This is a genomic window from Roseococcus sp. YIM B11640 (genome assembly GCF_049727625.1).
Classification (GTDB): domain Bacteria; phylum Pseudomonadota; class Alphaproteobacteria; order Acetobacterales; family Acetobacteraceae; genus Roseococcus.
Genome location: NZ_JBBJOZ010000001.1, coordinates 371,709 through 382,970, shown reverse-complemented (window position 1 = coordinate 382,970; position 11,262 = coordinate 371,709). Strand labels below are relative to the sequence as shown.

General features: G+C 70.9%; 14 protein-coding genes. 4 read left to right on the top strand and 10 right to left on the bottom strand.

Annotated elements, in window-relative coordinates:
* Positions 1 to 126: 126 nt before the first annotated feature.
* Positions 127 to 1,386, bottom strand: a complete 1,260-nt coding sequence (locus WJM96_RS01970; RefSeq protein ID WP_424810741.1) for a glycosyltransferase family 4 protein — start codon at positions 1,384 to 1,386, stop codon at positions 127 to 129.
* Positions 1,387 to 1,703: 317 nt separating this feature from the next.
* Here WJM96_RS01970 and WJM96_RS01965 point away from each other — a divergent pair, with 317 nt between their 5' ends.
* Positions 1,704 to 2,138, top strand: coding sequence for a PaaI family thioesterase (locus WJM96_RS01965; protein ID WP_424810740.1), 435 nt, complete (start codon positions 1,704 to 1,706; stop codon positions 2,136 to 2,138).
* Entirely contained in the window at positions 2,135 to 3,133 is a 999-nt protein-coding gene (locus WJM96_RS01960; protein ID WP_424810739.1) for an asparaginase, read from the top strand. The genes WJM96_RS01965 and WJM96_RS01960 overlap by 4 nt, the downstream gene beginning before the upstream one ends.
* Positions 3,134 to 3,136: 3 nt before the next feature.
* Here WJM96_RS01960 and WJM96_RS01955 read toward each other — a convergent pair whose 3' ends face one another.
* From WJM96_RS01955 to WJM96_RS01935, 5 genes are all read right to left on the bottom strand, one after another.
* On the bottom strand, positions 3,137 to 3,319 hold the full coding sequence (locus WJM96_RS01955; RefSeq protein WP_424810738.1) for a hypothetical protein: 183 nt from the start codon (positions 3,317 to 3,319) through the stop codon (positions 3,137 to 3,139).
* Between the two features lie 60 nt (positions 3,320 to 3,379).
* Entirely contained in the window at positions 3,380 to 3,823 is a 444-nt protein-coding gene (locus WJM96_RS01950; protein WP_424810737.1) for an acyl-CoA thioesterase, read from the bottom strand.
* Complete coding sequence (locus tag WJM96_RS01945; protein WP_424810736.1) at positions 3,801 to 4,175, bottom strand: hypothetical protein; 375 nt, start codon at positions 4,173 to 4,175, stop codon at positions 3,801 to 3,803. Before WJM96_RS01945 ends, WJM96_RS01950 begins: the two co-directional genes overlap by 23 nt.
* A gap of 61 nt (positions 4,176 to 4,236) precedes the next feature.
* The gene (locus tag WJM96_RS01940; RefSeq protein ID WP_424810735.1) at positions 4,237 to 4,629 is read right to left on the bottom strand and encodes a hypothetical protein; all 393 of its coding nucleotides are present in this window, start codon (positions 4,627 to 4,629) and stop codon (positions 4,237 to 4,239) included.
* 25 nt (positions 4,630 to 4,654) lie between these two features.
* A complete protein-coding gene (locus WJM96_RS01935; protein WP_424810734.1) occupies positions 4,655 to 5,371 on the bottom strand; it encodes a ribonuclease activity regulator RraA in 717 nt (238 codons plus the stop codon).
* Positions 5,372 to 5,491: 120 nt separating this feature from the next.
* Between WJM96_RS01935 and WJM96_RS01930 the strand changes: the two genes are divergently transcribed.
* The gene (locus WJM96_RS01930; protein ID WP_424810733.1) at positions 5,492 to 6,040 is read left to right on the top strand and encodes a DUF4142 domain-containing protein; all 549 of its coding nucleotides are present in this window, start codon (positions 5,492 to 5,494) and stop codon (positions 6,038 to 6,040) included.
* Here WJM96_RS01930 and WJM96_RS01925 read toward each other — a convergent pair.
* Positions 6,031 to 6,525, bottom strand: a complete 495-nt coding sequence (locus WJM96_RS01925; RefSeq protein WP_424810732.1) for a gluconokinase — start codon at positions 6,523 to 6,525, stop codon at positions 6,031 to 6,033. The genes WJM96_RS01930 and WJM96_RS01925 overlap by 10 nt on opposite strands.
* Positions 6,522 to 7,475 (bottom strand): phosphogluconate dehydrogenase (NAD(+)-dependent, decarboxylating), encoded by a 954-nt coding sequence (gene gnd, locus WJM96_RS01920; protein WP_424810731.1) that lies wholly within the window; start codon positions 7,473 to 7,475, stop codon positions 6,522 to 6,524. Before gnd ends, WJM96_RS01925 begins: the two co-directional genes overlap by 4 nt.
* 69 nt (positions 7,476 to 7,544) lie before the next feature.
* Between gnd and WJM96_RS01915 the strand changes: the two genes are divergently transcribed.
* Positions 7,545 to 8,771: a pyridoxal phosphate-dependent decarboxylase family protein gene (locus tag WJM96_RS01915; RefSeq protein WP_424810730.1), complete on the top strand. Its 1,227-nt coding sequence runs from the start codon at positions 7,545 to 7,547 to the stop codon at positions 8,769 to 8,771.
* Between the two features lie 135 nt (positions 8,772 to 8,906).
* Here the strand turns inward: WJM96_RS01915 and WJM96_RS01910 are convergent, their stop codons facing one another.
* Entirely contained in the window at positions 8,907 to 10,388 is a 1,482-nt protein-coding gene (locus tag WJM96_RS01910; RefSeq protein ID WP_424810729.1) for a carboxypeptidase M32, read from the bottom strand.
* A complete protein-coding gene (locus WJM96_RS01905) occupies positions 10,385 to 11,128 on the bottom strand; it encodes an SURF1 family protein (RefSeq protein ID WP_424810728.1) in 744 nt (247 codons plus the stop codon). The genes WJM96_RS01910 and WJM96_RS01905 overlap by 4 nt, the downstream gene beginning before the upstream one ends.
* Positions 11,129 to 11,262: the final 134 nt, after the last annotated feature.

The following is an 11,262-nucleotide window of genomic DNA, read 5'->3' as shown; positions in this document are numbered from 1 at the left end:
CCCTCCCGTCATCCTGCGAGGTGTCATCATGCCCAGGAACCTTATTTGCTCGGCGCGACCGACAACATCTCCCGGAATGTGAATGCCATCCAGGAATGAATTACCAGAAATTTTCCTATTGCTACCTTAGATAGCAACGACGCGTCCGCTCTCAACCGGAAGGCTCGGCATGGAAGGTCCACGGACCAGATCGCTGAGAAAATTCTCGACGATTGAGAAGTGCCGGTTCCAGCTCGGTGCCGACCAGCCGGCGAGCCGCGCCAGCTGCGCCTCCCTCCGGGGGTGGCGGGGGTCGCTCATCTCCAGGATGGCGCGGCGCCATCCGAGGAAGTCCAGCGGGTGCAGATATTCCGGCACCTCGCCACCCACCTCCCGCGCCGCCGGGATGTCCGAGGCGATGACCGGCGTTCCAAGCGCGATCGCCTCGGCCAGCGGCAGGCCGAAGCCCTCGGTGAAACTCGGGCAGAGAACCGCGGTGGCCCCGCGCACGAGGCGCGCGACCTCGGAGTCCGGAAGCCGGCCGCATTCCTCGACGAGCCCGTGAAACTGCCCGCGGTCGAGCATGCGGAAGACATGCTCGTTCTCCCAGCCGCGCCGGCCGATGATGAGCAGACGCGGCGCGCCCTCGGGATCCTGCTGTGCGAGCTCGCGCCAGATCTGCAAGGCCAGCAGGTGGTTCTTGCGCGGCTCGATGGTGCCGAGCATCACGAAATACGGCCGCGTCGCGGGGGCCGAGCGGCGGACCGGCACGGACCGCAGGTCGAGCCCGAGCCCCGTGATGGCCATGCGCGGCCGGGGCTGCTGCCGCCGCTCCAGATACCTGGCCAGGCTGTCCGCCGCCGCCTGCGTCGTGATCATGGCGCCGGCCGCGCGGCGCGCCACCATGTCGATCTTGGCTACGTGCTGCTTCGTCGCCTGCGGCCGCGTGTATTCCGGATGAGACAGCGGGATCACGTCGTGAAGCAGGGGTACGAAGCGCGCGCCGAGCGCGATCAGCGCGCCCGTCGCGCGCTCATGATGCAGGGCGCGGTGGGAGACGATGAGAAAGACGCTGTCGTTGCGGCCGGCGACCCGCCGCGCGAGGTCGCGCCTGCCCACGCCGTAGAAATTGAGGGAGAGCGCCGCCGCCGCCATGGCCCGGAAACGGGTCAGCAGACCCTCCTTGCCGGGGGCCACGGCCCGGTCGGCTTCCTGCAGCAGGCCGCGCGCGAGGTTGTCCGGCAGCGCCGCGTACCAGCCCCAGGGCGATTGCGCGACGAAGGTGACGTCCCGCGCCGGGAAGCCACGCCAATGGCGGGAATGGGCGAATTCTACCCGGTCGATACCGGTGGGCTGGCCGGCCCAGGCCAAGCCGAGCAAACGCGAAATGTCGAGCACTACATGCACGGCCTCGCCCTCCTGCTCACGGAGCTGTCGCCCCGACCCGGTATGGGGCCGCACAACATGACCATTTCGACATGTTCAGCCCAATACCCCGAATACCTATGCCGATTTCATGCCGGCGCCAACTCATTGAACGCTCTCGCCCCAACAACTTCAGCCCCTGCCGCACAACATGCGCTCCCGCGCGTGGATCGGGTCCACGGCAGGCTCGGAGCTTCCTTCCCTAGGTATTGCGCGTGTCCGCGGTCGTTCCGGCGGTTGACACTGCCTGAACTTACTTCAGCCTTAAATCGACACCGAGGCAAGAAAAAGGCGATGGCATGAGTATCTGGCGTCAACCCACAACGCCCGAGCAGATCCAGGCGCGCCGCGGCGCCAGCGTAAATTCCCTGCTGGACATCCGGATCACCGAGATCGGCGACGACTTCATCCGGGGCGAAATGCCGGTGGATGAACGGCATATCCAGCCCTTCGGCATCATCCATGGCGGCGTCTCCGTCGTGCTGGCCGAGACGCTCGGCAGCCTTGGCTCCATGATGGCCTGCGACCCCGGCTTCCAGGCGGTGGGGCTGGAGGTGAGCGCGACGCACCTCCGCCCCAACCCCAAGGGCGGCACCGCTTACGGTTACTGCAAGGCCGTGCGGATCGGCCGCACCATTCATGTCTGGAACATCGAGCTTCGCCGCGACGACGGGGAGCTCTTCTGCGTCTCGCGCCTGACCACCGCCATCGTCGAGAGGAAGCCTGCCCGATGAGCCTGCCGCGTATCGCCGTGATCGGAACGGGGGGCACCATCGGCTCGCTCGGCCGTGGTCCCTTCGACATCGCCGACTACGCCTCCCTCGGCAAGGTCATGGATGCCGAGCAGCTCCTGGCCTATTGGCCCCAGGTGCGCGAGGTCGCCGACGTCGTCGCCGTGAAGTACTCGGCCATCGCCTCGACCGCGATCGGCCCGGCACAGTGGCTGGAGCTGGTCTCGCTCTGCGACCGGCTGGTGGCGGAGGACCCCTCCCTCTCGGGCATCGTCATCACCCACGGCACGGCGACGCTGGAGGAGACGGCCTATTTCCTCTCGCTCACCGTGAAGGTGGAGGTGCCGGTCGTGGTCGTGGGCGCGCAGCGCCCCTCCTCCGGCCTGTCCTCGGATGCGGGCATGAACCTCGCCAACGCCTGCCGCGTGGCGGGTGACCCGCGCGCGAGGGGCCTCGGCGCCCTGGTGATGATGAACGACGAGATCCACGCAGCGCGCGAAGTGACCAAGACCAGCACGAGCCGGCTGCAGACCTTCCGCAGCCCGGATTTCGGCTGCCTCGGCCATGTCGATGCCGACGCCATCGCCTGGTACCGCCGCCCGCTGCGCAAGCTCGGCCGCGAGACGGAGTTCGACGTGCGCGGCATGAGCAGCCTGCCGCGCGTGGACATCGTCTACTGCTATGCCGGGGCCGATAGCGCGGCGGTGGACGCCTTCCTGGCCGCCGGGGCCGATGGCCTGGTCTCGGCCGGCTTCGCGCCCAGCTTCGTGACGCCCGCGATGGCCGAGCGGATGATCGCGGCGATGTCGGGCGGCACGCCCATCGCGGCCAGCACCCGCGCGGGCTCCGGCCGCATGTTCTACACCACGCGGATGAGGGAGGCGGGCTTCGTGAACGCCGACAACCTCAACCCGCAGAAGGCGCGCATCCTGTTGATGCTCGGCCTGACCCGCACGCGGGACCGCGAGGAGCTGAACCGGATCTTCGCGCAATACTGAAACTCAGCGCGCGCCCGTCTCGGCGGGCGCGCCGGCGAGCAGGAGCGGCGCCGACTGTTCCCCGGCGACCTGCCGGTCACCGGCCGGCGCGCTGTCGGTGAAGGCCCAGGGCAGGATGAGCGCGAGAAGCATTCCGAAGGTCGCCGCGAGGAAAGGTGCCTCGCGCAGCTGTCGGATCGCCCTCATCTTACCCTCCGGCCGGAATCACGCATGTCCCGGAGGGAACGCGGCGCGCGGCCGCCGGTTTCAGGCGATCTCGGCGGGGGCGAAGCGCAACGCGGCCTCGCGCCACTCCGGCAGAACGGGAGCCGGCCGCCGCGTCTCGCGATCCATGAAGACGATGACGCTCTCGGCCTCGGCGAAGCGCAGCTCCCCCAGGAACAGCGCCTGGCGGATGGTGAGCGAGCTGTTGCCCACCCGCGCGATGGCGGAACCGACGCGCACGAGGCCCGGGTAATGCGCCTCGGCCAGGTAGTCGATGGTGACGCGCCGCAGCGCGGCGGCGAGCGGCCGCGTGCGCCAGTGGCCCGCGACCTGGGTGATGATCTCGCCCCGCCCGGCCTCGAACAACGCCGCGATGGAGGCGTTGTTCACATGGCCGTTCAGGTCGGTGTCCTGGATGCGGAGCTTCTCCTCCGTCCAGAAGGGGAAATCCCCAGATGGGCTATCAGCGTGCGAAGAGGCCTGCATTGGTCACCGCGATCTGGCTCGCGGCGCAGACGTTCACGCGGCGGATCTCGGCCTGCCGGCCGTCGTTCCACACCACCTTGAAGTCGTAGCCGCCCGGGTTCGCGGCCACGTAGTTCACGTAGCGCCCCGGATAGAGCACGTTCTGGCCGAGCTGGTCCCGGCCCCAGGAATTCGTCGACGAATGGCTGAAATACAGCTCGCGCACGATCTGCGAGGAGTTGTTCGTGACACGGAAGCGCGTGTCGCAGCCCGGGCCGCCCGTGACGGGACCGCCATATTGCTGCTGCTGCGGCGTGCAGCCCGCGAGAAGGCCGGCGCCGGCCAGCAGCGTCAGCAAGAACCTCTTTTTCACCGGCATTCCCCTAATTTAAGGAAAAGCCAGTGTAATGAGACGGAAAGGTCCAGCAAGCGGGCTATTCTACCCGCACCGCTGAATCCGTGACGATGACGGTGGTGTTGCGGCAAATCGGCAACCGGCGCTGCTCGATGGTCCGGCGGTCGGCGAGCACCACCACCATGTCGTTGGCACCGGGCCCGTCCGCGTTCAGGTTCACCGAACGGCCCACCGGCAGCACCGTCCGGCCGAGCCGGTCGCGGCCCCGCGTCGTGAGCGCGGAGTCGCTGACGAAGACCTGATGGATCTCCTTCGAGGAGTTGTTCACGACGCGGAAGCTGCCGTCGCAGGCCTGCCCCGCCGGGGCGGCGCTCGCCGTCCCGGCCGGGCGGACGCGCGGTTCGTAAGGCTCCGGCGAGGAGCAGGCACCGAGCACCCCGAGCGCCGCGGCGCAGATCCAGATCTTGTTCATCGCGTCCCCTCCCCGGTTCGCCGCCTCAGGCGCGGCCGGCAGCCTTGTCGGCCTCGTACTTCGCCTTGTTCTCGGCATTGGCCGGGTAGAGGCCGGGCAGCGCCACGCCATTCTCGACCTGCACCATGATCCAGGCCTCCAGGCGCTCCTGCTCGACCGCCTCTTCCGTCACGGCCTCGACGAGGTCCTTCGGGATCAGCACGCAGCCATCGGCATCCGCCACGATCACGTCGCCCGGGAAGACGGCCACGCCGCCGCAGCCGATCGGCTCCTGCCAGGCCACGAAGGTGAGGCCCGCCACCGACGGCGGGGCCGCGCCGCCGGCGCACCACACCGGCAGGCCCGTGCCGTTCACGCCGGCCACGTCGCGCACCGCGCCATCCGTCACCAGCGCCGTCACGCCGCGCTTCTTGAGGCGGGCGCAGAGGATGTCGCCGAAGATGCCCGCATCGGTGATGCCCATGGCGTCGGCCACCGCGATCACGCCCTCGGGCATCGCCTCAATGGCCGCGCGGGTGGAGATCGGGCTGGCCCAGCTGGCCGGGGTCGCGAGGTCCTCACGGGCCGGAACGAAGCGCAGCGTGAAGGCCTCGCCCACCAGACGCACGCCCTGGGCGGAGGGCGAGAAGGGCGCGGCGCCGCGCATCCAGACGTTGCGGAGGCCCTTCTTGAGCAGCACCGTCGTCAGCGTGGCGGTGGTGATCTTTTCGAGCTTGGCCTTGGTGGCGGCGGACAGCGACATCGGGGCAACTCCGGGAAGCGTTTCCCCCCGGTGTTATGCCGCGCCCCGCGAGCGGTCAACGCGGGCAACCCGGGGCCGCCGGGCGCCGTTCTTCCCGGTGGACGAACAGGAGACCGCAAGATGCAGCGCCGCCACGTCGCGGCCGGCCTGGCCGGCACCACCCTCCTCGCCGCGGGCGAGGCCATGGCCCAGGCCGTGCCGCCCGCGCCCCGCGTCACCGTGCCGCAGGCCCCCGGCGCACCGCCCTCGCGCGGGCCCGCCACCGACCCATGGCGCCAGGGGCTGGAGGCGGGAATCCTGTCCCTCGTCACGAGCCAGATCGCCGAAAGCCGCGCCGCGAGCCCGCAGGTGAAGGCCTTCGCGAGCTTCGAGGTGGCGGAGCAGCGGTCCATCGTGCAGGCGCAGCAGCTCGCCGGCCTGCCCGTGCCACCCCAGCTCAAGGTGGAGGGCGACGAGGCCCGCCTCGTGCAGCAGCTCGAGACCGCGAGCGGCGAGGAGTTCGACCGCCTCTACCTGCGCCTGCAGCTGGCGAGCCACCAGCAGCTCCTGGCCCTGCACCAGCGCTTCCGCGCCAATGGCTCCCGCGAGCAGAAGATCATCTCCACCATGGCGGCGGTGACGGCGGAGCAGCATCTGCGGCTGCTGCAGGGCATCCAGCGTCAGGGCTGACGCAGCAGCGCCACGGCCTGGGTCACCACCGCGCCAGGCTCGGCGGCGATATCGAGGATGAGCGTGCCGTCCTCGCCATCCGGCGATTCCAGCGTGGCGAACTGGCTGGCCATCAGGCTCGGCGGCATGAAATGGCCCTCGCGGGCGCCCTGGCGCGCGGCGATCAGTCCCGGCTCGCCCGCCAGGTGGACCACGCGCAGCCCAGGCACCCAGCCGCGCAGCCTCTCGCGATAGGCGCGCTTGAGCGCGGAGCAGGCGATCACGCCGCCGCGCTCCTCGGCCGCCAGCCACGCGCCGAGCGCATCGAGCCAGGGCCAGCGATCCGCATCGGTCAGCGGAATGCCGGCGGACATCTTCGCGACGTTCTCGGGCGGATGGAAGGCATCGGCATCGGCGAAGGGCAGGCGCAGCTCCTCCGCGAGGCGGGCGCCGATGGTGGATTTGCCCGAGCCGGAGACGCCCATGACCAGGACGCGCAGGCTCATCCCTTCTTCGGCTCCAGATGCCCGCCGAAGCCCTTGCGCATGGCGCTCAGCGCCTTGTCCGCGAAGCTCGCCTCCTGGCGGGAGCGGAAGCGGGCGAAGAGCGCGGCGGCCAGCACGGGCACCGGCACCGCCTGCTCGACCGCCGTGTCCACCGTCCAGCGGCCCTCGCCGCTGTCGCTCACATGGCCGCTGTATTCCGCGAGGTCCGGGTCATAGGCCAGGGCCTGCGCCGTCAGGTCCAGCAGCCAGGATGAGACGACCGAGCCGCGCCGCCAGGCTTCCGTCACGTCCGCGAGGTCGAGCTCGAAGGGCGCGGCGCGCATGAGGTCGAGCCCCTCGGCCATGGCCTGCATCATCCCGTACTCGATGCCGTTATGGACCATCTTGGCGTAGTGGCCCGCGCCGTTCGGGCCGCAATGCACGTAGCCCCTGGCGGGACGCGGGTCGCGCGCCTCGCGGCCCTCGGTGGGCAGCGCCGTGCCCTCGCCGGGCACCAGCGCGGCGAGGATGGGGTCGAGCCGGTGCACCACCTGCGCCTCGCCGCCGATCATGAGGCAGTAGCCGCGCTTCAGCCCCCAGACGCCGCCCGAAGTGCCGATGTCGAGGTAGTGCAGCCCATGCGCCGCGGCCTCTTCCGCGCGGCGGGCGGAATCCTTCCAGAAGGAATTGCCGCCCTCGATGATGATGTCGCCCTCGTGCAGCAGCCCGTGCAATTCGCGCAACGTGGCCTCGGTGGCCTCGCCGGCCGGCAGCATGACCCAGACGGCGCGCGGGGAGCTGAGGCTGGCCACGAGATCCGCGAGCGAGGCCGCGCCCTGCGCGCCTTCCGCGACCAGGCTGGCCACGGCCGCCTCGTCGCGGTCATAGGCGACGCCGACATGCCCCGCCTTCATCACCCGGCGCAGGATGTTCGCGCCCATCCGACCCAGTCCAACCATGCCGAGCTGCATTCGCTTTCTCCCTCGCCCCAGGATGGGCCGCATGTTGTGATGGCGCAAACGAGATTCGGGAGGAATGGGATGCGGGCACTTCCGCGCCAGGGCCAGGAATGGCCCGTGCTGCAACAGGCGCTGGCCGAGGCGAAGGCGCGCGACCATTCCTGGCGGCGCGGCCGCATGGCGGTGTTCTTCTACTACCTCGACGAGGCGCTGGAGCGCGTGCAGCAGCAGGCCTACGAGGCCTTCTGGACGGAGAACAATCTCGGCCAGCGCGCCTTCCCCTCGCTCGCGCGGCTGGAGGGCGAGGTGGTGGAGATGGCGCTCTCGCTGATGCGCGCGCCGGAGGGCGCGGCCGGCACCTTCACCTCGGGCGGCAGCGAAAGCATCTTCCTCGCGATGCTCGCGGCGCGCGAGCGCGGCAAGCGGCTGCGTCCCAACATCGTGATGCCGGACAGCGCGCACCTCACCTTCGATCGCGCCGCCTGGTATCTCGGCATGGAGGTGCGGCGCGTACCCGCCGCCGCCGACCGCCGCTCCGACGTTGCGGCCATGGCGGCGGCGATGGACGAGCAGACGGTGGCGCTGGTGGGTTCCGCGCCCAACTACCCCTTCGGCACGATCGACCGCATCGCGGAGCTCGGGCGGCTCGCGCGGGAGCGCGACGTCTGGCTGCATGTGGATGCCTGCGTGGGCGGCTTCCTCTCGCCCTTCCTGTCGAAGCTGGGCGCGGCGCTGCCGGAATGGGATTTCGCCGTACCGGGCGTGAGCTCGATCAGCGCCGACATCCACAAGCACGGCATGGCGGCAAAGGGCGCCTCGCTGCTGCTGGTGCGCGACGCGGCGCTGAAGGCGCATCACCGCTTCGAGAGCAGCGCCTGGGCACGCGGCACCTACGTGGCGCACACCGCACAGGGCACGCGGCCGGGCGGCGCGGTGGCGGCGGCCTGGGCGGTGATGAACTACCTGGGCGAGGCAGGCTACCTCGACTGCGCGCGGCGGATTCAGTCGGCGCGCGGGACCATCGCGGAGGGCATCGCGAGCGTGCCGGGGCTGGAGGCGCTGCCGGGCGAGCACGCCATCCTGGTCTATCGCAGCACCGACCCCGCGCTGCCCATCGCGCGCGTCGCGGCGGCGCTGGGCGAGCGCGGATGGCTGGTGAGCCGGCAGTTGGATCCGGATGGCATCCACCTGCACCTCAACCCGCTGCATGCGGAGGTGGCGGCAGAGTATGTCGCCGACCTGCGCGCGGCGGCCGAGGAGACGCGCGGCGGAGCGACGGCGGAGATGGCGGCGGGGCGGGCCTACTAGAACGGGCCGAGGCAATGCCTCGGGCCGGGAGCGCGAATGCGCGACCGCGCCCAATCCGACAGGCCCATCAGCACACCAGCGCACGGCGCGAAGCCAAGGCCGCAGATGCGGCCGCCCGGCGTTCGAGGGCGCGAATCAAAGATATCGGGAGGCCAGATGCTCCTGGAAATCCATCGGGTCCAGCGGCTTGCCCGTCGCCGCGCGCAGCAGGTCCTGGAAGCCCAGCCGCGAGCCCTGGCCGTGCACGTGTTTCCGCAGCCAGCCCAGCAGCGGCGACATGTCGCCCTTGGCCAGCGCCGCATCCAGCCCCGGCTCCGCCGCGCGCGCCGCCTTCATGAGCTGCGCGGCCGCCATGGCGCCCAGCGTGTAGCTCGGGAAATAGCCGAAGCCGCCGTCATGCCAGTGGATGTCCTGCAGGCAGCCGCGCGCGTCGTCCGGCGGAACGATGCCGAGCAGTGCGTTCAGCCCCTCGGCCCAGGCGCCGGGCAGGTCCGCGACTTCGAGGCGGCCCTCGATCATCGCGCGCTCCAGCCGGAAGCGGAGGATGACGTGGGCGGGATAGGTCAGCTCGTCCGCATCCACGCGGATGAAGCCGCGCTCCACATGGCGCCAGAGCTTCGCGAGGTTCGCCGCCGCATAGGGCGCCGGGTCGCCGCCATAGATCCGATGCAGCTCGGGGCCGAGGAAGCTCAGGAAGGCGTCGGAACGGCAGGCCTGCATCTCCACGATCAGGCTTTGCGACTCGTGCGCCGCCATGCCCGCGGCCTCGCCCACCGGCTGGCGCGCCTGGGCCAGCGGCAGGCCGCGCTCGTAGAGCGCATGCCCCGTCTCGTGCAGCACGCCGAGCAGCGCCTTGGCCGGGTCCGCCTCGCTGTAGAAGGTGGTGATGCGGACGTCGCTGGGCGTGCCGCCGCAGAAGGGATGGATGCTCTCGTCGAGACGCGAGTGATCCGCCTCCAGCCCGATCCTGAGCGAGAGCGCGCGGCAGAGCTCTCGCTGCTTCTCCACCGGGAAAGGCCCGCTGAGCGGGATGGGCGCGCCGCGCCGGGCCTGGATTTCCTCCGCGCGCGGCAGGGCATCGCGGAGAAAAGCCTCGTAGGCGTTGAAGACGGGCTCGACCTCGGCGGCGGTGACGCCGCGCTGGTAGCCCTCCATCAGCGAATCATAGGGCGAGAGGCCGGTGGCGGCGGAAAGCGCCTGCGCCGTCTCGCGCTGCAGGCGCAGCACCTCGGCGAGATAGGGGCGGACCCGCGCGAAGTCGGACTTCGCCTTGGCCTCGCGCCAGATTTTCTCGCAGGCGGAATTGGCGCGGGCCGTGGCTTCCACCAGCGCCGTCGGCAGGGCGGTCGCGCGCAGATGCGACCGGCGGATGAGCTCGAGATTGGCCTGGGCCCAGGGCTCGTCCGCCGTGGCGGCGGCGATGTCCTCGGCCATGGCGGGCGCGGTGAACAGCTCGTGCGAAAGGCCCGCGAGGGTCGCCAGCTGCTCGCCGCGCGCCTCGCCGCCGCCACGCGGCATCATGGTGCTCGCATCCCAATGCAGGACGGCGGCGGCCTCGCCCAGCGCGCCGAGTCGCGAGAGGCGGTGCGTCAGGCGGTCATAGGCGGCGTTGCTCATGTCTCTCTCACGCGTCGGATGGACCAGAGGGCAAAGATCACGACCCAGGCGGCGGCCAGGCCGAACCAGGTGATGGCGTAGCCGAGGTGGGGGTTGTTGGGCATGGGGAAAGCCCCGGCCGGATCGGGCAATACGGCGGGCATGGCGGGGGCCGAGGCGCCGAGGCCGCCGGACGCCGCCGGCCGGCCGGCCGGCACGACGACCGCGAGCGCGTAGGGCATCGCATCCGGCACGCCCAGGCTGGCGGCGATGGCGCGTAAGTCGAAGGTGTAGAAGCGCCGCGCGGCGGGATCATCCGTCGCGGCCATGAAGGCACGCCGGTCGGAGTAGCGGGCATAGCCGCTGAGCGTGACCTCGCCCTCCGGCCGCTGGACATTGCCGCCTTCGAGCGGCGCCCAGCCGCGGATGACCAGCAGCGGCCGGCCACCCCGGCGATCGAGCACCGAGACCAGGTCGGCGCCCAGCGTGGTGCCGCGCACCTCCAGGCCCAGATGCGCCTCCGGCGCCGGGCGCAGGCGGCCGGTGGCGGTGATGCGGGTGAAGGCGGGGGGCGAGTCGCTGGCCTCGACGGGCGGCGCGGCGGCGGCGGCCTCCAGCTCGGCGATCAGGCCGTTCTTCCACTGCAGGCGCTGGAGCTGCCAGGTGCCGAGGCCGAGCAGCACGGCCAGGACAGGAAGGGCAATGAAGCTCGGCAGGACGAGGCGCTGCCAGGGGATGGGCTTGGGGATGGGCCGGCTCATATGGGGTCCCATGAAACAGAAAGGCCGGACCCTTCAAGGATCCGGCCGCAAGGCGGCCGGCGCCGCCCATAAGGCAACGCCGCCGGGCGAGCCAGCGGCGCGGCGAAGCCCAGGCGGCGGGTGCCGCCGCCCGG

Bases quoted from the DNA above. Each gene is read 5' to 3' on its own strand.
- gnd (WP_424810731.1), bottom strand. From the start codon at position 7,475: ATGCAGCTCGGCATGGTTGGACTGGGTCGGATGGGCGCGAACATCCTG.
- WJM96_RS01930 (WP_424810733.1), top strand. From the start codon at position 5,492: ATGCAGCGCCGCCACGTCGCGGCCGGCCTGGCCGGCACCACCCTCCTC.
- WJM96_RS01925 (WP_424810732.1), bottom strand. From the start codon at position 6,525: ATGAGCCTGCGCGTCCTGGTCATGGGCGTCTCCGGCTCGGGCAAATCC.
- WJM96_RS01960 (WP_424810739.1), top strand. From the start codon at position 2,135: ATGAGCCTGCCGCGTATCGCCGTGATCGGAACGGGGGGCACCATCGGC.
- WJM96_RS01915 (WP_424810730.1), top strand. From the start codon at position 7,545: ATGCGGGCACTTCCGCGCCAGGGCCAGGAATGGCCCGTGCTGCAACAG.
- WJM96_RS01965 (WP_424810740.1), top strand. From the start codon at position 1,704: ATGAGTATCTGGCGTCAACCCACAACGCCCGAGCAGATCCAGGCGCGC.
- WJM96_RS01950 (WP_424810737.1), bottom strand. From the start codon at position 3,823: ATGCAGGCCTCTTCGCACGCTGATAGCCCATCTGGGGATTTCCCCTTC.
- WJM96_RS01910 (WP_424810729.1), bottom strand. From the start codon at position 10,388: ATGAGCAACGCCGCCTATGACCGCCTGACGCACCGCCTCTCGCGACTC.
- WJM96_RS01940 (WP_424810735.1), bottom strand. From the start codon at position 4,629: ATGAACAAGATCTGGATCTGCGCCGCGGCGCTCGGGGTGCTCGGTGCC.
- WJM96_RS01955 (WP_424810738.1), bottom strand. From the start codon at position 3,319: ATGAGGGCGATCCGACAGCTGCGCGAGGCACCTTTCCTCGCGGCGACC.
- WJM96_RS01935 (WP_424810734.1), bottom strand. From the start codon at position 5,371: ATGTCGCTGTCCGCCGCCACCAAGGCCAAGCTCGAAAAGATCACCACC.
- WJM96_RS01905 (WP_424810728.1), bottom strand. From the start codon at position 11,128: ATGAGCCGGCCCATCCCCAAGCCCATCCCCTGGCAGCGCCTCGTCCTG.